Source organism: Cobetia marina (assembly GCF_001720485.1).
Lineage (GTDB): Bacteria > Pseudomonadota > Gammaproteobacteria > Pseudomonadales > Halomonadaceae > Cobetia > Cobetia marina.
The window spans coordinates 660,666-683,120 of the sequence record NZ_CP017114.1 but is presented as its reverse complement, the minus strand read 5'-3'; the positions used below and the strand labels follow the sequence as shown (position 1 = coordinate 683,120).

General features: G+C 63.2%; 1 protein-coding gene. It reads right to left on the bottom strand.

What is annotated here, in order from left to right; all coding sequences use genetic code 11:
* Positions 1-67: 67 nt before the first annotated feature.
* Positions 68-22,198, bottom strand: a complete 22,131-nt coding sequence (locus BFX80_RS17730) for a VCBS domain-containing protein (protein ID WP_167592966.1) — start codon at positions 22,196-22,198, stop codon at positions 68-70.
* Positions 22,199-22,455: the final 257 nt, after the last annotated feature.

The window sequence follows — 22,455 nt, the reverse complement described above, 5'->3', positions numbered from 1 at the left end:
CATTCATTCGGTGAAGTCTAATGCAATAAAAGGGAGATGGCCTAAGCCATCTCCCTTATCTTTTGCATCAACCGTCAACGTTGGTATTTGTCTTGAGACTGTTGCTGTCCAGCAGCGACTGGATGATCTGGGCATCGGAATCACCGCCCGATGTCAGATCCACATCCTGCAGAGTGATCTCCTGGGTGACATTGCTGCCCCCAGAGCCGTCCACACTGATCTCGATGGTGGTACCGCCGTCCCCATCTGACTCGAAGTGCAGGAAGCTCGAGAGCGCATCGGCGTCCCCATTGGACTGAAGGAGATCCGACAGATCGATGACGTCGCCATCCGCCACACTGAAGTCGGTGATGGTATCCGTCGCCATGCCGCCTTCGCTGTTGACGTCATCACCACTCATCCACTGGAAGGTGTCTGCCCCATCGCCACCGGTGAGGATGTCGTTGCCGGAGCCACCCACCAGAAGATCATCGCCCTCGCCACCGGACAGGATATCGTTGCCGGTACCACCTCTCAGCGTATCGTTGCCGCTACCGCCTTCCAGACGATCGCTGCCCGCACCGCCACTCAAGATGTCATTGCCGCCCTGGCCAATCAGATAATCGGCATAGAACGGGCCATCGCCATCGCCTGTCAGGGTGTCGTTGCCAGAGGTCCCGATCAGGACCGACAGCTTGTCGACGTCGATACTGACACTTGAAGTGTTGGTATCCCCGTCGTTGTCGACCGTGACGTAATCGAAGCTGTCCGTGGAACGCGCACTGACATTGTCCGGCGGCGTATAGGAGAAGTCACCGGTCCCCAGATTGAACAGCATGCTGCCACCCAGATCCGTCGAGATGGTCAACTCCAGGCTGCCTGCATCGTAGCTGCTGTTGTCGGTACCAGTGGCAGAAACAGCATTGGTATCCGGATCATAACTGTAGGTAGTGCCATCCACAGTGACCGACTGCAGATAACCACCATCCGCTCCCAACAAACTGCCATCTACGGAACTGCCTGATACCAGCTGACCACTGACGGGTGATTGGACCGTGGCAGCAAGCGTATCGTCGAGATCCTCGAAGCTGGTCACGACTGTACTATCGATATCTTCGTCCGCTGAACCATCGTAGGCAATTGGATTGAGGTTGTCTTCATCGACACTGCCTCCCAGTCCTATCGCGTATGACTTGATGCCATTCTCAACCAGAAAATCTGTCCAGATATTCTCTTCACTCTCCGAGATACCTGCATCTGAACGGAAGATGGTATTACCCACAAGCACATTCAGGGCTTCATCATCACCATCACCAAAGTTAGGTTCACCATCGGAGAAGAAATAGGAAATGCTTTGCGCATCCTCCAATGCTCCATCTTCAGAATAATTCTCGATAGCAGCTGCAAGAGCGGAATCATAATTGGTATAACCACCGGCCTGCAGGTTATCCAGAATGCTCTCAGCCTCTCCTACGGTCACCCAAGCATTCTGAGCCGTACCGATGGATGAGAATGTCACCAGATTGATACGTACGTCACCAAAGTCATCGTAGGCCTCAATCAGAGACTTGATGGAATCAATAGCGCTCTGCAGGCGAGTTTCACCATCGATTCCATCAGTTGCATTCATGGAACCTGACACATCAAGAATGATAGTGAGATTGGTATCCACCAACGTCGAGGAGAAGCTCTGTGCTTCTTGCTGCTCGGGGGCATCATCCTCGATGCCGATGGTCAGCGTGCCGGTGGAGCTTGCGCCTTCGCTATCCGTTGCGAGTACACCGAAGTCCAGAGACAGGACATCTTCCCCGTCACCCGAGTGATCAACCGCCTGACTCAGAGTGAAGGTATAGGTGCCGCTGTCATCGATGGTGACCGTCGCGACTTCATTGCCCTCGGCATCGGTTGCCACCATTGATTGGGTGCCGCTGCCGGACCAGGTCACCGCACTGCCACCGGAGGTGATGGCCGTGGCAGGCGCCGTCAGCACCAGCGAGACACTGTCACTGTCGACATCCGTGACCGAAACCGTACCGGTGACGATGGTGGCATCGGTAGTATCCGTGAAGCCATCAGCCGCATCACTGTCGGCGATACCGCCTTCGAGCCCTTCTTCGCTGACGCGGCCTTCAGTCGCAGTCACCACCGGAGCGTCATTCGTCCCCTGAATGGTAATGGTGACATCCTGGGTAGCTGTCGCTCCCGCCGTATCCGTGACAGTGACGGTGTAGGTCAGGACCAGTGACTCGCCTGCAGACAGGTAGTCGAAGCTTTCCCCGGCAGCACTGCTGTCGAAGGTCCAGTTGAGCGTCCCTTCAGTGTTCTCGTCATCGATGATGGCGCCGGTGTCCACCCCCAGCAGCGCAAGCAGATCATCGTTGTCCAGCGCGCCAGTATCACCATTGCTGGAGACACTGGTCACGCTTGGCGTCACGCTATTGCTGAGATCCACATCCGTCACCGACAGCGTACCGCTGGTGCTCAGGGCGGAGTCCGTTTCCGTCAGACTGGCGGAGGCGCTATCACCACTGTTGACGCTGATCGCCGGGCCGTCGTTGCGACCATTGATGGTGATCGTCAGAGTGGTGCTGGAGGTATCACCGTCAGCATCCCTGATCACGTAGGTATAGACATCCGTGACCGACTCACCCGCCGCGAGGAACTGCAGATCTTCGCGTGCTGACTGGTAGCTGTAGGAGCCATCCGCTTCAAGCGTCAGCTCGCCATGAGCACCAGTGATCACAGCCGCCGCGCCATCGCTCACCGCGACGGTTTCTGATCCGGAAGTGACGGCGGTGACGGTGACCGCATCGGCCCCCAGGGTGTCCGCCGTCGCAGATGAGCCGTCCACCACATTGCCGGTAACGGCAGCACTGCGATTCTCGTTCATGCTGCGGGTATCAGCATTGGCTATCGGCGCGGTGTCCAGAACGGTGACATCCAGACTGGATGCGGTGCTCTGACCGGCAAGATCCGTCACCACGACAGCGAAGTCGTCAACGACACTGTCATCGCCACCGGAATGATCAGCCGCAGTGCCATCTTCCACATAGCTGTAGGAGACCACCCCGGTGTCGGCATCATAGCCTGTGACGGTCAGCGTCCCTTCGCCATCTGGATTGGAGATCACTACCGGTGAGGTGTTGGCATCCGTGATATCCACACCAGCGATCGTCACTGCCGCAATACCTGCCGCAGCTTTCACGGTAAAGGTATCGGTGACCGTACTTCCTGTCGCTTCGGTGACGGACTGATCTTCCAGTGAATTGATGACCGGCAGTGCATCATCAGTACCGGTGATCACGATATCCACTGTCGTGGTGGAACCATCGCTGAGCGTGACGGTGTACTGCTCGACAATCTCGTCTTCAGACGTCAGCCCCTGAACAGCAGCTGTGTCGTTGTCGAGCGTATAGGTCCAGCTACCGTCAGCATTGACAGTGAAGCTGCCGTAGTCACTGCTGTCATCGGTCGCGGCCACGAATGTCGGCGCAACACTATCGACATCGGTCGCGGTCAGCGTACCCGACGCTTGTGTCACACCATCTTCGGCAACAGCGCCATCATCGGCACTGATGACAACCGGGTCATCGACCGCCGTGACATCCTGGAAGCTGAGAATGGCTTCATCGAACTCGGTGCCATCCGTGATCACATAGGTGGTATCAGGCACCGGACCGTTGTAGTTCTCGCCGGGCGTGAAGGTGAAGGTACCATCGGCATTGATAAGTAGCGTGCCGACTTCGCCAAGATCCGCCGTCTCGCCCGGGTCGTAGGTATCGCCGTCAACAGTGAAGCTGAAGACGCTCAACTCATCACCATCGGCATCAACATCGTTGCTCAGGACGTTGCCGCTGACCGGAGTATCTTCCTCGACCAGAATCGGGCCATCGTCATAGGCCACCGGCTTGTCGTTCAAGCCCTGGACATTGATGGTGATGACAGCGGTATCCGAATCCCCATCCGCATCAAGAATGGTGTACTCGAACTCCTCCTTGACCAGATCACCCGCTCCCAATGCCTGGGCACGTACATCGTCCAGGTCATAACTGAAGCTGCCATCGGTATTGAGGGTCAGGCTGCCATAGCTGCCATCGACGGTAACACTACCCCCGTTGTCTGCCAGCAAGATGCCGTCCAGTTTCGTGATGGTCACGGCGTCGGCACCAAGCTCATCCTGACCACGACCCAAAACACTCGTGATGACATTGGTACTGATCACCGGCTCACCATCAGGGGAAGTATCGTCCTCACGAATGGTGTAGGTGTCATCATTGGCGACAGGCGCGGTATCCAGAACCGTGACGTCGAGGCTGTCGGTGGCTGTTGCACCGGTAACATCCGTCACCACCACGGTGAAGCTATCGACAACGCTGTCATCGCCGCCAGAGTGATCAGCGGCAGTACCATCTTCCACATAGCGGTAAGAGACGGTGCCCGTGTCGGCATCGTAGCCAGTGACGGTCAACGTACCTTCATCACCATCCGTGCCAGGAATCGCGACCGGATTGTCTGCAGTCGCGCCGGTGATATCGGTGCCGTTGATGGTGACGGTAGCGATGCCAGTATCAGCCTGGACATTGAAGGTATCGGTGACGGTCGCACCCTCACCCTCGATGACTGACTGATCTTCCAACGAGTCGATGGTCGGCTCACCATCATCAGCACCGGTAATAATGATATCGACGGTAGTGCTGGTGCCATCCGACAGGCTCACGATGTATTGCTCGGTGACGGTCTGTCCTTCAATCAGGCCTTGTACGTCTGCACTGTCGTTATCAAGCGTGTAGGTCCAGCTGCCGTCGGCGGCGACCTCGAAGCTGCCGTAGACACTGCTGTCATCGGTGGCGGCGACGAAGGTCGGAGCGATGCCGTCCACGTCGGTAGCCGTCAGCGCACCAGTGGCACTCAGTACGTCGTCCTCACTCACGGCACCAGTGTCTGCGGTAAGTACCGGCAGATCGTCAGACCCCGTGATGTTGATGGTCAGCGTGGTGGTAGACGTATCACCATCACTGTCCTCCAGGACATAAGTGAAGACATCTTCCGCCTGCACACCATCAGCCAGCGACTGCGTCTTGGTGGTATCCAATACGTAGGTATAGCTGCCGTCACTATTGAGTGTCAGCGTGCCATAGTCGCCGGTGACGGTCGCACTGCCGCCGTCGGCAATCCCTTTATCGTCCAGTTTGCAGACCATGAACGGCGTATCGGCGCCCAGCGTATCGGCGGTGTCATTGATACCGTCAATCACGTTGCCAGTCAGTTCATCCGTCGCATCTTCCTCGATGGTGCGTTCATCAGGGTTGGCAACCGGCGCGGTATCCAGAATCTTGACGTCAAGGCTGTCGCTCGTGCTCTGTCCTGCCAAGTCAGTGACGACCACGGCGAAGTTGTCGAACACGCTATTGTCACCAGCCGTGTGATCCGCAGCCGTACCATCCTCCACATAGGTGTAGGACACGGTGCCTGAATCGTAGCCGGTAATGGTCAGCATCCCTTCGTCATCAGTCGCGCCCGGAATCACGATGGGGTTATCCACTGACGCCGAAGTGATATCCGTGCCATTGATGGTGACGCTGGCGATGCCGGCATCTGCCTCGACCTGGAAGGTGTCAGTGACAGTGGCACCCGTGGCCTCGGTCACTTCCTTGTCTGCCAGCGTGATGGTCGGCGCGGCATCGGTCGCGCCGGTGATGGTGATGTCGACCGTGGTGGTCGTCCCATCGGTCAGCGTCACGGTGTACTGCTCGCTGATGGTGTCATCTGGCGTCAGGCTCTGCACCGCGGCCGACTCGTTGTCGAGGGTGTAGGTCCAGCTGCCGTCGGCGGCGACCTCGAAGCTGCCGTAGACACTGCTGTCATCGGTGGCGGCGACGAAGGCCAGATCCGGGTTGTCGGCATCCGTGGCCGTCAGCGTACCGCTGGCTTCCAGGGTGGTGTCTTCGGTGACTTCACCGCTGTCATCGGAGATCACGGCGCCGTCGTCCACGCCGGTGATGACGATGTTGACCGTGGTGGTCGAGTCATCGCTCAGCGTGACGGTGTAGGTCTCGGTGACGGTCTCGCCCGCGGCCAGTGCCTGGGTTTCGGCGGCGTCATTGTCGAGGGTGTAGGTCCAGCTGCCATCGGCGGCGACCTCGAAGCTGCCGTAGACACTGCTGTCATCGGTGGCGGCGACGAAGGCCAGATCCGGGTTGTCGGCATCCGTGGCCGTCAGCGTACCGCTGGCTTCCAGGGTGGTGTCTTCGGTGACTTCACCGCTGTCATCGGAGATCACGGCGCCGTCGTCCACGCCGGTGATGACGATGTCGACCGTGGTGGTCGAGTCATCGCTCAGCGTGACGGTGTAGGTCTCGGTGACGGTCTCGCCGGCAGCCAGTGCCTGGGTCTCGGTGGCGTCATTGTCGAGGGTGTAGGTCCAGCTGCCATCGGCGGCGACCTCGAAGCTACCGTAGACACTGCTGTCATCGGTGGCGGCGACGAAGGCCAGATCCGGGTTGTCGGCATCCGTGGCCGTCAGCGTACCGCTGGCTTCCAGGGTGGTGTCTTCGGTGACTTCACCGCTGTCATCGGAGATCACGGCGCCGTCGTCCACGCCGGTGATGACGATGTCGACCGTGGTGGTCGAGTCATCGCTCAGCGTGACGGTGTAGGTCTCGGTGACGGTCTCGCCCGCGGCCAGTGCCTGGGTCTCGGTGGCGTCATTGTCGAGGGTGTAGGTCCAGCTGCCGTCGGCGGCGACCTCGAAGCTGCCGTAGACACTGCTGTCATCGGTGGCGGCGACGAAGGCCAGATCCGGGTTGTCGGCATCCGTGGCCGTCAGCGTACCGCTGGCTTCCAGGGTGGTGTCTTCGGTGACTTCACCGCTGTCATCGGAGATCACGGCGCCGTCGTCCACGCCGGTGATGACGATGTCGACCGTGGTGGTCGAGTCATCGCTCAGCGTGACGGTGTAGGTCTCGGTGACGGTCTCGCCGGCAGCCAGTGCCTGGGTCTCGGCGGCGTCATTGTCGAGGGTGTAGGTCCAGCTGCCGTCGGCGGCGACCTCGAAGCTGCCGTAGACACTGCTGTCATCGGTGGCGGCGACGAAGGCCAGATCCGGGTTGTCGGCATCCGTGGCCGTCAGCGTACCGCTGGCTTCCAGGGTGGTGTCTTCTTCCACGGCGCCAGAATCGGCCGTGATGACCGGCAGGTCGTCGGTACCGGTGATGACGATGTCGACCGTGGTGGTCGAGTCATCGCTCAGCGTGACGGTGTAGGTCTCGGTGACGGTCTCGCCGGCAGCCAGTGCCTGGGTTTCGGCGGCGTCATTATCGAGGGTGTAGGTCCAGCTGCCATCGGCGGCGACCTCGAAGCTGCCGTAGACACTGCTGTCATCGGTGGCGGCGACGAAGGCCAGATCCGGGTTGTCGGCATCCGTGGCCGTCAGCGTACCGCTGGCTTCCAGGGTGGTGTCTTCGGTGACTTCACCGCTGTCATCGGAGATCACGGCGCCGTCGTCCACGCCGGTGATGACGATGTTGACCGTGGTGGTCGAGTCATCGCTCAGCGTGACGGTGTAGGTCTCGGTGACGGTCTCGCCGGCAGCCAGTGCCTGGGTCTCGGCGGCGTCATTGTCGAGGATGTAGGTCCAGCTGCCGTCGGCGGCGACCTCGAAGCTGCCGTAGACACTGCTGTCATCGGTGGCGGCGACGAAGGCCAGATCCGGGTTGTCGGCATCCGTGGCCGTCAGCGTGCCGCTGGCTTCCAGGGTGGTGTCTTCGGTGACTTCACCGCTGTCATCGGAGATCACGGCGCCGTCGTCCACGCCGGTGATGACGATGTCGACCGTGGTGGTCGAGTCATCGCTCAGCGTGACGGTGTAGGTCTCGGTGACGGTCTCGCCCGCGGCCAGTGCCTGGGTCTCGGTGGCGTCATTGTCGAGGGTGTAGGTCCAGCTGCCGTCGGCGGCGACCTCGAAGCTGCCGTAGACACTGCTGTCATCGGTGGCGGCGACGAAGGCCAGATCCGGGTTGTCGGCATCCGTGGCCGTCAGCGTACCGCTGGCTTCCAGGGTGGTGTCTTCGGTGACTTCACCGCTGTCATCGGAGATCACGGCGCCGTCGTCCACGCCGGTGATGACGATGTCGACCGTGGTGGTCGAGTCATCGCTCAGCGTGACGGTGTAGGTCTCGGTGACGGTCTCGCCGGCAGCCAGTGCCTGGGTCTCGGCGGCGTCATTGTCGAGGGTGTAGGTCCAGCTGCCGTCGGCGGCGACCTCGAAGCTGCCGTAGACACTGCTGTCATCGGTGGCGGCGACGAAGGCCAGATCCGGGTTGTCGGCATCCGTGGCCGTCAGCGTACCGCTGGCTTCCAGGGTGGTGTCTTCTTCCACGGCGCCAGAATCGGCCGTGATGACCGGCAGGTCGTCGGTACCGGTGATGACGATGTCGACCGTGGTGGTCGAGTCATCGCTCAGCGTGACGGTGTAGGTCTCGGTGACGGTCTCGCCGGCAGCCAGTGCCTGGGTTTCGGCGGCGTCATTATCGAGGGTGTAGGTCCAGCTGCCATCGGCGGCGACCTCGAAGCTGCCGTAGACACTGCTGTCATCGGTGGCGGCGACGAAGGCCAGATCCGGGTTGTCGGCATCCGTGGCCGTCAGCGTACCGCTGGCTTCCAGGGTGGTGTCTTCGGTGACTTCACCGCTGTCATCGGAGATCACGGCGCCGTCGTCCACGCCGGTGATGACGATGTCGACCGTGGTGGTCGAGTCATCGCTCAGCGTGACGGTGTAGGTCTCGGTGACGGTCTCGCCGGCAGCCAGTGCCTGGGTCTCGGTGGCGTCATTGTCGAGGGTGTAGGTCCAGCTGCCATCGGCGGCGACCTCGAAGCTACCGTAGACACTGCTGTCATCGGTGGCGGCGACGAAGGCCAGATCCGGGTTGTCGGCATCCGTGGCCGTCAGCGTACCGCTGGCTTCCAGGGTGGTGTCTTCTTCCACGGCGCCAGAATCGGCCGTGATGACCGGCAGGTCGTCGGTGCCGGTGATGACGATGTCGACCGTGGTGGTCGAGTCATCGCTCAGCGTGACGGTGTAGGTCTCGGTGACGGTCTCGCCCGCGGCCAGTGCCTGGGTCTCGGTGGCGTCATTGTCGAGGGTGTAGGTCCAGCTGCCGTCGGCGGCGACCTCGAAGCTGCCGTAGACACTGCTGTCATCGGTGGCGGCGACGAAGGCCAGATCCGGGTTGTCGGCGTCCGTGGCCGTCAGCGTACCGCTGGCTTCCAGGGTGGTGTCTTCGGTGACTTCACCGCTGTCATCGGAGATCACGGCGCCGTCGTCCACGCCGGTGATGACGATGTCGACCGTGGTGGTCGAGTCATCGCTCAGCGTGACGGTGTAGGTCTCGGTGACGGTCTCGCCGGCAGCCAGTGCCTGGGTCTCGGCGGCGTCATTGTCGAGGATGTAGGTCCAGCTGCCGTCGGCGGCGACCTCGAAGCTGCCGTAGACACTGCTGTCATCGGTGGCGGCGACGAAGGCCAGATCCGGGTTGTCGGCATCCGTGGCCGTCAGCGTGCCGCTGGCTTCCAGGGTGGTGTCTTCTTCCACGGCGCCAGAATCGGCCGTGATGACCGGCAGGTCGTCGGTACCGGTGATGACGATGTCGACCGTGGTGGTCGAGTCATCGCTCAGCGTGACGGTGTAGGTCTCGGTGACGGTCTCGCCGGCAGCCAGTGCCTGGGTTTCGGCGGCGTCATTATCGAGGGTGTAGGTCCAGCTGCCATCGGCGGCGACCTCGAAGCTGCCGTAGACACTGCTGTCATCGGTGGCGGCGACGAAGGCCAGATCCGGGTTGTCGGCATCCGTGGCCGTCAGCGTACCGCTGGCTTCCAGGGTGGTGTCTTCGGTGACTTCACCGCTGTCATCGGAGATCACGGCGCCGTCGTCCACGCCGGTGATGACGATGTTGACCGTGGTGGTCGAGTCATCGCTCAGCGTGACGGTGTAGGTCTCGGTGACGGTCTCGCCGGCAGCCAGTGCCTGGGTCTCGGCGGCGTCATTGTCGAGGATGTAGGTCCAGCTGCCGTCGGCGGCGACCTCGAAGCTGCCGTAGACACTGCTGTCATCGGTGGCGGCGACGAAGGCCAGATCCGGGTTGTCGGCATCCGTGGCCGTCAGCGTGCCGCTGGCTTCCAGGGTGCCGTCTTCTTTCACGGCGCCAGAATCAGCCGTGATGACCGGCAGGTCGTCGGTGCCGGTGATGACGATGTCGACCGTGGTGGTCGAGTCATCGCTCAGCGTGACGGTGTAGGTCTCGGTGACGGTCTCGCCCGCGGCCAGTGCCTGGGTCTCGGTGGCGTCATTGTCGAGGGTGTAGGTCCAGCTGCCGTCGGCGGCGACCTCGAAGCTGCCGTAGACACTGCTGTCATCGGTGGCGGCGACGAAGGCCAGATCCGGGTTGTCGGCGTCCGTGGCCGTCAGCGTACCGCTGGCTTCCAGGGTGGTGTCTTCGGTGACTTCACCGCTGTCATCGGAGATCACGGCGCCGTCGTCCACGCCGGTGATGACGATGTCGACCGTGGTGGTCGAGTCATCGCTCAGCGTGACGGTGTAGGTCTCGGTGACGGTCTCGCCGGCAGCCAGTGCCTGGGTCTCGGCGGCGTCATTGTCGAGGATGTAGGTCCAGCTGCCGTCGGCGGCGACCTCGAAGCTGCCGTAGACACTGCTGTCATCGGTGGCGGCGACGAAGGCCAGATCCGGGTTGTCGGCATCCGTGGCCGTCAGCGTGCCGCTGGCTTCCAGGGTGCCGTCTTCTTTCACGGCGCCAGAATCAGCCGTGATGACCGGCAGGTCGTCGGTGCCGGTGATGACGATGTCGACCGTGGTGGTCGAGTCATCGCTCAGCGTGACGGTGTAGGTCTCGGTGACGGTCTCGCCCGCGGCCAGTGCCTGGGTCTCGGTGGCGTCATTGTCGAGGGTGTAGGTCCAGCTGCCGTCGGCGGCGACCTCGAAGCTGCCGTAGACACTGCTGTCATCGGTGGCGGCGACGAAGGCCAGATCCGGGTTGTCGGCGTCCGTGGCCGTCAGCGTACCGCTGGCTTCCAGGGTGGTGTCTTCGGTGACTTCACCGCTGTCATCGGAGATCACGGCGCCGTCGTCCACGCCGGTGATGACGATGTCGACCGTGGTGGTCGAGTCATCGCTCAGCGTGACGGTGTAGGTCTCGGTGACGGTCTCGCCGGCAGCCAGTGCCTGGGTCTCGGCGGCGTCATTGTCGAGGATGTAGGTCCAGCTGCCGTCGGCGGCGACCTCGAAGCTGCCGTAGACACTGCTGTCATCGGTGGCGGCGACGAAGGCCAGATCCGGGTTGTCGGCATCCGTGGCCGTCAGCGTGCCGCTGGCTTCCAGGGTGGTGTCTTCTTCCACGGCGCCAGAATCGGCCGTGATGACCGGCAGGTCGTCGGTACCGGTGATGACGATGTCGACCGTGGTGGTCGAGTCATCGCTCAGCGTGACGGTGTAGGTCTCGGTGACGGTCTCGCCGGCAGCCAGTGCCTGGGTTTCGGCGGCGTCATTATCGAGGGTGTAGGTCCAGCTGCCATCGGCGGCGACCTCGAAGCTGCCGTAGACACTGCTGTCATCGGTGGCGGCGACGAAGGCCAGATCCGGGTTGTCGGCATCCGTGGCCGTCAGCGTACCGCTGGCTTCCAGGGTGGTGTCTTCGGTGACTTCACCGCTGTCATCGGAGATCACGGCGCCGTCGTCCACGCCGGTGATGACGATGTTGACCGTGGTGGTCGAGTCATCGCTCAGCGTGACGGTGTAGGTCTCGGTGACGGTCTCGCCGGCAGCCAGTGCCTGGGTCTCGGCGGCGTCATTGTCGAGGATGTAGGTCCAGCTGCCGTCGGCGGCGACCTCGAAGCTGCCGTAGACACTGCTGTCATCGGTGGCGGCGACGAAGGCCAGATCCGGGTTGTCGGCATCCGTGGCCGTCAGCGTGCCGCTGGCTTCCAGGGTGCCGTCTTCTTTCACGGCGCCAGAATCAGCCGTGATGACCGGCAGGTCGTCGGTGCCGGTGATGACGATGTCGACCGTGGTGGTCGAGTCATCGCTCAGCGTGACGGTGTAGGTCTCGGTGACGGTCTCGCCCGCGGCCAGTGCCTGGGTCTCGGTGGCGTCATTGTCGAGGGTGTAGGTCCAGCTGCCGTCGGCGGCGACCTCGAAGCTGCCGTAGACACTGCTGTCATCGGTGGCGGCGACGAAGGCCAGATCCGGGTTGTCGGCGTCCGTGGCCGTCAGCGTACCGCTGGCTTCCAGGGTGGTGTCTTCGGTGACTTCACCGCTGTCATCGGAGATCACGGCGCCGTCGTCCACGCCGGTGATGACGATGTCGACCGTGGTGGTCGAGTCATCGCTCAGCGTGACGGTGTAGGTCTCGGTGACGGTCTCGCCGGCAGCCAGTGCCTGGGTCTCGGCGGCGTCATTGTCGAGGATGTAGGTCCAGCTGCCGTCGGCGGCGACCTCGAAGCTGCCGTAGACACTGCTGTCATCGGTGGCGGCGACGAAGGCCAGATCCGGGTTGTCGGCATCCGTGGCCGTCAGCGTGCCGCTGGCTTCCAGGGTGGTGTCTTCTTCCACGGCGCCAGAATCGGCCGTGATGACCGGCAGGTCGTCGGTACCGGTGATGACGATGTCGACCGTGGTGGTCGAGTCATCGCTCAGCGTGACGGTGTAGGTCTCGGTGACGGTCTCGCCCGCGGCCAGTGCCTGGGTCTCGGTGGCGTCATTGTCGAGGGTGTAGGTCCAGCTGCCGTCGGCGGCGACCTCGAAGCTGCCGTAGACACTGCTGTCATCGGTGGCGGCGACGAAGGCCAGATCCGGGTTGTCGGCGTCCGTGGCCGTCAGCGTACCGCTAGCTTCCAGGGTGGTGTCTTCGGTGACTTCACCGCTGTCATCGGAGATCACGGCGCCGTCGTCCACGCCGGTGATGACGATGTTGACCGTGGTGGTCGAGTCATCGCTCAGCGTGACGGTGTAGGTCTCGGTGACGGTCTCGCCCGCGGCCAGTGCCTGGGTCTCGGTGGCGTCATTGTCGAGGGTGTAGGTCCAGCTGCCATCGGCGGCGACCTCGAAGCTGCCGTAGACACTGCTGTCATCGGTGGCGGCGACGAAGGCCAGATCCGGGTTGTCGGCATCCGTGGCCGTCAGCGTACCGCTGGCTTCCAGGGTGGTGTCTTCGGTGACTTCACCGCTGTCATCGGAGATCACGGCGCCGTCGTCCACGCCGGTGATGACGATGTCGACCGTGGTGGTCGAGTCATCGCTCAGCGTGACGGTGTAGGTCTCGGTGACGGTCTCGCCCGCGGCCAGTGCTTGGGTCTCGGCGGCGTCATTGTCGAGGGTGTAGGTCCAGCTGCCGTCGGCGGCGACCTCGAAGCTGCCGTAGACACTGCTGTCATCGGTGGCGGCGACGAAGGCCAGATCCGGGTTGTCGGCATCCGTGGCCGTCAGCGTACCGCTGGCTTCCAGGGTGGTGTCTTCGGTGACTTCACCGCTGTCATCGGAGATCACGGCGCCGTCGTCCACGCCGGTGATGACGATGTCGACCGTGGTGGTCGAGTCATCGCTCAGCGTGACGGTATAGGTCTCGATGACGGTCTCGCCGGCAGCCAGTGCCTGGGTTTCGGCGGCGTCATTGTCGAGGGTGTAGGTCCAGCTGCCGTCGGCGGCGACCTCGAAGCTGCCGTAGACACTGCTGTCATCGGTGGCGGCGACGAAGGCCAGATCCGGGTTGTCGGCATCCGTGGCCGTCAGCGTACCGCTGGCTTCCAGGGTGGTGTCTTCGGTGACTTCACCGCTGTCATCGGAGATCACGGCGCCGTCGTCCACGCCGGTGATGACGATGTCGACCGTGGTGGTCGAGTCATCGCTCAGCGTGACGGTGTAGGTCTCGGTAACGGTCTCGCCCGCGGCCAGTGCCTGGGTCTCGGTGGCGTCATTGTCGAGGGTGTAGGTCCAGCTGCCATCGGCGGCGACCTCGAAGCTGCCGTAGACACTGCTGTCATCGGTGGCGGCGACGAAGGCCAGATCCGGGTTGTCGGCATCCGTGGCCGTCAGCGTACCGCTGGCTTCCAGGGTGGTGTCTTCGGTGACTTCACCGCTGTCATCGGAGATCACGGCGCCGTCGTCCACGCCGGTGATGACGATGTTGACCGTGGTGGTCGAGTCATCGCTCAGCGTGACGGTGTAGGTCTCGGTGACGGTCTCGCCGGCAGCCAGTGCCTGGGTTTCGGCGGCGTCATTGTCGAGGGTGTAGGTCCAGCTGCCATCGGCGGCGACCTCGAAGCTGCCGTAGACACTGCTGTCATCGGTGGCGGCGACGAAGGCCAGATCCGGGTTGTCGGCATCCGTGGCCGTCAGCGTACCGCTGGCTTCCAGGGTGGTGTCTTCGGTGACTTCACCGCTGTCATCGGAGATCACGGCGCCGTCGTCCACGCCGGTGATGACGATGTCGACCGTGGTGGTCGAGTCATCGCTCAGCGTGACGGTATAGGTCTCGGTGACGGTCTCGCCGGCAGCCAGTGCCTGGGTTTCGGCGGCGTCATTGTCGAGGGTGTAGGTCCAGCTGCCGTCGGCGGCGACCTCGAAGCTGCCGTAGACACTGCTGTCATCGGTGGCGGCGACGAAGGCCAGATCCGGGTTGTCGGCATCCGTGGCCGTCAGCGTACCGCTGGCTTCCAGGGTGGTGTCTTCGGTGACTTCACCGCTGTCATCGGAGATCACGGCGCCGTCGTCCACGCCGGTGATGACGATGTCGACCGTGGTGGTCGAGTCATCGCTCAGCGTGACGGTGTAGGTCTCGGTGACGGTCTCGCCCGCGGCCAGTGCCTGGGTCTCGGTGGCGTCATTGTCGAGGGTGTAGGTCCAGCTGCCATCGGCGGCGACCTCGAAGCTACCGTAGACACTGCTGTCATCGGTGGCGGCGACGAAGGCCAGATCCGGGTTGTCGGCATCCGTGGCCGTCAGCGTACCGCTGGCTTCCAGGGTGGTGTCTTCGGTGACTTCACCGCTGTCATCGGAGATCACGGCGCCGTCGTCCACGCCGGTGATGACGATGTTGACCGTGGTGGTCGAGTCATCGCTCAGCGTGACGGTGTAGGTCTCGGTGACGGTCTCGCCGGCGGCCAGTGCCTGGGTTTCGGCGGCGTCATTGTCGAGGGTGTAGGTCCAGCTGCCATCGGCGGCGACCTCGAAGCTGCCGTAGACACTGCTGTCATCGGTGGCGGCGACGAAGGCCAGATCCGGGTTGTCGGCATCCGTGGCCGTCAGCGTACCGCTGGCTTCCAGGGTGGTGTCTTCGGTGACTTCACCGCTGTCATCGGAGATCACGGCGCCGTCGTCCACGCCGGTGATGACGATGTCGACCGTGGTGGTCGAGTCATCGCTCAGCGTGACGGTATAGGTCTCGGTGACGGTCTCGCCGGCAGCCAGTGCCTGGGTTTCGGCGGCGTCATTGTCGAGGGTGTAGGTCCAGCTGCCGTCGGCGGCGACCTCGAAGCTGCCGTAGACACTGCTGTCATCGGTGGCGGCGACGAAGGCCAGATCCGGGTTGTCGGCATCCGTGGCCGTCAGCGTACCGCTGGCTTCCAGGGTGGTGTCTTCTTCCACGGCGCCAGAATCGGCCGTGATGACCGGCAGGTCGTCGGTGCCGGTGATGACGATGTCGACCGTGGTGGTCGAGTCATCGCTCAGCGTGACGGTGTAGGTCTCGGTGACGGTCTCGCCGGCAGCCAGTGCCTGGGTTTCGGCGGCGTCATTGTCGAGGGTGTAGGTCCAGCTGCCGTCGGCGGCGACCTCGAAGCTGCCGTAGACACTGCTGTCATCGGTGGCAGCGACGAAGGCCAGATCCGGGTTGTCGGCATCCGTGGCCGTCAGCGTGCCAGTGGCTTCCAGGATGCCGTCTTCTTCCACGGCGCCAGAATCGGCCGTGATGACCGGCAGGTCGTCGGTACCGGTGATGACGATGTCGACCGTGGTGGTCGAGTCATCGCTCAGCGTGACGGTATAGGTCTCGGTGACGGTCTCGCCGGCAGCCAGTGCCTGGGTCTCGGTGGCGTCATTGTCGAGGGTGTAGGTCCAGCTGCCGTCGGCGGCGACCTCGAAGCTGCCGTAGACACTGCTGTCATCGGTGGCGGCGACGAAGGCCAGATCCGGGTTGTCGGCATCCGTGGCCGTCAGCGTACCGCTGGCTTCCAGGGTGGTGTCTTCGGTGACTTCACCGCTGTCATCGGAGATCACGGCGCCGTCGTCCACGCCGGTGATGACGATGTCGACCGTGGTGGTCGAGTCATCGCTCAGCGTGACGGTATAGGTCTCGGTGACGGTCTCGCCGGCAGCCAGTGCCTGGGTTTCGGCGGCGTCATTGTCGAGGGTGTAGGTCCAGCTGCCGTCGGCGGCGACCTCGAAGCTGCCGTAGACACTGCTGTCATCGGTGGCGGCGACGAAGGCCAGATCCGGGTTGTCGGCATCCGTGGCCGTCAGCGTACCGCTGGCTTCCAGGGTGGTGTCTTCGGTGACTTCACCGCTGTCATCGGAGATCACGGCGCCGTCGTCCACGCCGGTGATGACGATGTCGACCGTGGTGGTCGAGTCATCGCTCAGCGTGACGGTGTAGGTCTCGGTGACGGTCTCGCCGGCAGCCAGTGCCTGGGTCTCGGCGGCGTCATTGTCGAGGGTGTAGGTCCAGCTGCCGTCGGCGGCGACCTCGAAGCTGCCGTAGACACTGCTGTCATCGGTGGCGGCGACGAAGGCCAGATCCGGGTTGTCGGCATCCGTGGCCGTCAGCGTGCCGCTGGCTTCCAGGGTGCCGTCTTCTTCCACGGCGCCAGAATCGGCCGTGATGACCGGCAGGTCGTCGGTACCGGTGATGACGATGTCGACCGTGGTGGTCGAGTCATCGCTCAGCGTGACGGTGTAGGTCTCGGTGACGGTCTCGCCGGCAGCCAGTGCCTGGGTCTCGGCGGCGTCATTGTCGAGGGTGTAGGTCCAGCTGCCATCGGCGGCGACCTCGAAGCTGCCGTAGACACTGCTGTCATCGGTGGCGGCGACGAAGGCCAGATCCGGGTTGTCGGCATCCGTGGCGGTCAGCGTGCCAGTGGCTTCCAGAGTGCCGTCTTCTTCCACGGCGCCAGAATCGGCCGTGATGACCGGCAGGTCGTCGGTGCCGGTGATGACGATGTCGACCGTGGTGGTCGAGTCATCGCTCAGCGTGACGGTGTAGGTCTCGGTGACGGTCTCGCCGGCAGCCAGTGCCTGGGTTTCCGTCGCGTCATTGTCGAGGGTGTAGGTCCAGCTGCCATCGGCGGCGACCTCGAAGCTGCCGTAGACACTGCTGTCATCGGTGGCGGCGACGAAGGCCAGATCCGGGTTGTCGGCATCCGTGGCCGTCAGCGTACCGCTGGCTTCCAGGGTGGTGTCTTCGGTGACTTCACCGCTGTCATCGGAGATCACGGCGCCGTCGTCCACGCCGGTGATGACGATATCGACCGTGGTGGTCGAGTCATCGCTCAGCGTGACGGTATAGGTCTCGGTGACGGTCTCGCCCGCGGCCAGTGCCTGGGTCTCGGTGGCGTCATTGTCGAGGGTGTAGGTCCAGCTGCCATCGGCGGCGACCTCGAAGCTGCCGTAGACACTGCTGTCATCGGTGGCGGCGACGAAGGCCAGATCCGGGTTGTCGGCATCCGTGGCCGTCAGCGTGCCAGTGGCTTCCAGGATGCCGTCTTCTTCCACGGCGCCAGAATCGGCCGTGATGACCGGCAGGTCGTCGGTACCGGTGATGACGATGTCGACCGTGGTGGTCGAGTCATCGCTCAGCGTGACGGTATAGGTCTCGGTGACGGTCTCGCCGGCAGCCAGTGCCTGGGTCTCGGTGGCGTCATTGTCGAGGGTGTAGGTCCAGCTGCCGTCGGCGGCGACCTCGAAGCTGCCGTAGACACTGCTGTCATCGGTGGCGGCGACGAAGGCCAGATCCGGGTTGTCGGCATCCGTGGCCGTCAGCGTACCGCTGGCTTCCAGGGTGGTGTCTTCGGTGACTTCACCGCTGTCATCGGAGATCACGGCGCCGTCGTCCACGCCGGTGATGACGATGTTGACCGTGGTGGTCGAGTCATCGCTCAGCGTGACGGTGTAGGTCTCGGTGACGGTCTCGCCGGCAGCCAGTGCCTGGGTCTCGGCGGCGTCATTGTCGAGGGTGTAGGTCCAGCTGCCATCGGCGGCGACCTCGAAGCTGCCGTAGACACTGCTGTCATCGGTGGCGGCGACGAAGGCCAGATCCGGGTTGTCGGCATCCGTGGCCGTCAGCGTGCCGCTGGCTTCCAGGGTGCCGTCTTCTTTCACGGCGCCAGAATCGGCCGTGATGACCGGCAGGTCGTCGGTACCAGTGATGACGATGTTGACCGTGGTGGTCGAGTCATCGCTCAGCGTGACGGTGTAGGTCTCGGTGACGGTCTCGCCCGCGGCCAGTGCCTGGGTCTCGGTGGCGTCATTGTCGAGGGTGTAGGTCCAGCTGCCATCGGCGGCGACCTCGAAGCTGCCGTAGACACTGCTGTCATCGGTGGCGGCGACGAAGGCCAGATCCGGGTTGTCGGCATCCGTGGCCGTCAGCGTACCGCTGGCTTCCAGGGTGGTGTCTTCGGTGACTTCACCGCTGTCATCGGAGATCACGGCGCCGTCGTCCACGCCGGTGATGACGATGTCGACCGTGGTGGTCGAGTCATCGCTCAGCGTGACGGTATAGGTCTCGGTGACGGTCTCGCCGGCAGCCAGTGCCTGGGTTTCGGCGGCGTCATTGTCGAGGGTGTAGGTCCAGCTGCCGTCGGCGGCGACCTCGAAGCTGCCGTAGACACTGCTGTCATCGGTGGCGGCGACGAAGGCCAGATCCGGGTTGTCGGCATCCGTGGCCGTCAGCGTACCGCTGGCTTCCAGGGTGGTGTCTTCGGTGACTTCACCGCTGTCATCGGAGATCACGGCGCCGTCGTCCACGCCGGTGATGACGATGTCGACCGTGGTGGTCGAGTCATCGCTCAGCGTGACGGTGTAGGTCTCGGTGACGGTCTCGCCGGCAGCCAGTGCCTGGGTCTCGGCGGCGTCATTGTCGAGGGTGTAGGTCCAGCTGCCATCGGCGGCGACCTCGAAGCTGCCGTAGACACTGCTGTCATCGGTGGCGGCGACGAAGGCCAGATCCGGGTTGTCGGCATCCGTGGCGGTCAGCGTGCCAGTGGCTTCCAGAGTGCCGTCTTCTTCCACGGCGCCAGAATCGGCCGTGATGACCGGCAGGTCGTCGGTGCCGGTGATGACGATGTCGACCGTGGTGGTCGAGTCATCGCTCAGCGTGACGGTGTAGGTCTCGGTGACGGTCTCGCCGGCAGCCAGTGCCTGGGTTTCCGTCGCGTCATTGTCGAGGGTGTAGGTCCAGCTGCCATCGGCGGCGACCTCGAAGCTGCCGTAGACACTGCTGTCATCGGTGGCGGCGACGAAGGCCAGATCCGGGTTGTCGGCATCCGTGGCCGTCAGCGTACCGCTGGCTTCCAGGGTGGTGTCTTCTTCCACGGCGCCAGAATCGGCCGTGATGACCGGCAGGTCGTCGGTGCCGGTGATGACGATGTTGACCGTGGTAGTCGTCCCATCGGTCAGCTCGACCACAAATGACTGGCTGACAGTATCGCCTGCATCCAGCCCCTGGACGGCAGCGGCTTCGTTATCGAGCGTGTAGGTCCACTCACCTGACTCATTGATGCTGAAAGTGCCGTAATCATCGCTTTGGGAGCCAGCGACCACATCGGTGCTTTCAACATCGACAAGCGTGCCGGAAGCTTCGGTAACGCCATCCTCTGTTACCGCGCCAGAATCACTGCCAACCAGTGTGCCCACGTCATTGCTGGTCGCGGTGTTGCCGGCCGGGTCGGTGACAGTGGCTTCGACGCTGTACTCGCCTTCGCTCAGCGGCGTCTCGGCATCGACGCTGTAGGTGCCATTCTCGACGGTGGCGGTGACGGTCTGCTCGTTGCCGTCACTGTCGGTGATGACCAGGGTCACGGTGCTGCCATCTTCGGCATCGGTGGTGCCGACGATGGTCGGCGTGGTGTCGGAGGTCAGCGCCGGCGCATCGACGGTCAGAGCCGGAGCGGACAGATCGATCTCGCCCACGTCATTGCTGGTCGCGGTGTTGCCGGCCGGGTCGGTGACGGTGGCTTCGACGCTGTACTCGCCTTCGCTCAGCGGCGTCTCGGCATCGACGCTGTAGGTGCCGTTCTCGACGGTGGCGGTGACGGTCTGCTCGTTGCCTTCACTGTCGGTGATGAGCAGCGTGACGGTGCTGCCGTCCTCGGCGTCGGTGGTACCGACGATGGTCGGCGTGGTGTCGGAGGTCAGCGCCGGCGCATCGACGGTCAGTGCCGGGGCGGACAGATCGATCTCGCCCACGTCATTGCTGGTCGCGGTGTTGCCGGCCGGGTCGGTGACGGTGGCTTCGACGCTATATTCGCCTTCGCTCAGCGGCGTCTCGGCATCGACGCTGTAGGTGCCGTTCTCGACGGTGGCGGTGACGGTCTGCTCGTTACCATCGCTGTCGGTGATGACCAGCGTGACAGTGCTGCCGTCTTCGGCATCGGTGGTGCCGACGATGGTCGGCGTGGTGTCGGAGGTCAGCGCCGGCGCATCGACGGTCAGTGCCGGGGCGGACAGATCGATCTCGCCCACGTCATTGCTGGTCGCGGTGTTGCCGGCCGGGTCGGTGACGGTGGCTTCGACGCTATATTCGCCTTCGCTCAGCGGCGTCTCGGCATCGACGCTGTAGGTGCCGTTCTCGACGGTGGCGGTGACGGTCTGCTCGTTACCATCGCTGTCGGTGATGACCAGCGTGACAGTGCTGCCGTCTTCGGCATCGGTGGTGCCGACGATGGTCGGCGTGGTGTCGGAGGTCAGCGCCGGCGCATCGACGGTCAGTGCCGGGGCGGACAGATCGATCTCGCCCACGTCATTGCTGGTCGCGGTGTTGCCGGCCGGGTCGGTGACGGTGGCTTCGACGCTGTACTCGCCTTCGCTCAGCGGCGTCTCGGCGTCAACCGTATAGGTGCCGTTTTCGACGGTCGCGGTGACGGTCTGCTCGTTGCCGTTACTGTCGGTGATGACCAGCGTGACGGTGCTGCCGTCTTCGGCATCGGTGGTGCCGACGATGGTCGGCGTGGTGTCGGAGGTCAGCGCCGGCGCATCGACGGTCAGAGCCGGCGCGCTTGCGTCGATCTCACCCACGTCATTGCTGGTCGCGGTGTTGCCGGCCGGGTCGGTGACAGTGGCCTCGACGCTGTACTCGCCTTCGCTCAGCGGCGTCTCGGCATCGACGCTGTAGGTGCCATTCTCGACGGTGGCGGTGACGGTCTGCTCGTTGCCGTCACTGTCGGTGATGATCAGCGTGACGGTGCTGCCGTCTTCGGCATCGGTGGTGCCGACGATGGTCGGCGTGGTGTCGGAGGTCAGCGCCGGCGCATCGACGGTCAGAGCCGGCGCGCTTGCGTCGATCTCACCCACGTCATTGCTGGTCGCGGTGTTGCCGGCCGGGTCGGTGACAGTGGCCTCGACGCTGTACTCGCCTTCGCTCAGCGGCGTCTCGGCATCGACGCTGTAGGTGCCATTCTCGACGGTGGCGGTGACGGTCTGCTCGTTGCCGTCACTGTCGGTGATGATCAGCGTGACGGTGCTGCCGTCTTCGGCATCGGTGGTGCCGACGATGGTCGGCGTGGTGTCGGAGGTCAGCGCCGGCGCATCGACGGTCAAGGCCAGGTCGGTTTCCGTCGACTCAGGATCCAACCCGAGGCCATCTTCGTCTTCTTCGGTATAGGTGGGATCGGTGAACCCACCTTCATATTCGTAGGAAGTGCGCTCGACACGGCCATCCCGACCGACGCCAGAGGCATCCAGGAAGCCACTGCGACTGCTGCCCGGAGACCCTGCATTTTCCCCCGCTGCCGGTGCCTCCTGAATGGCCGTCGGGTCTTCGCCTCGGGCAATCGCTTCGCGCAATGCTTCTACCGTCGGGTCGACAGGTGCGTCATCGCGAGACTCTGCGAGCAGTACCTCGATACCGATCGGGGCCCCTTGCGGCACCACCAACCGAGAACCGTCTTCCAGCACGATGATCGCTCCCTGCGGCGCGATCAGGGTGGCAGTAGGTTCAAGCGTCATTCCATTGACGACACGCTGCGACTCGTTAGTGGCGGAAACAACAAGTACTGTGCCTTCTGTGCGAATGACCTGAACCATGGGGACTTACTCCTGCTGGGGAAAGGTGCTGCATCATGCTGCGAAGGGCGCAATGGCATGATCGACAAAATCAGATGGTTACATTTTGATACACAAAAACACTTACCGCAACCTAGCAATTTTCCGTAGTGGTGCCACGCAACGAGACTGAGATACCTAATCTCGAAAAATGCCCAGAA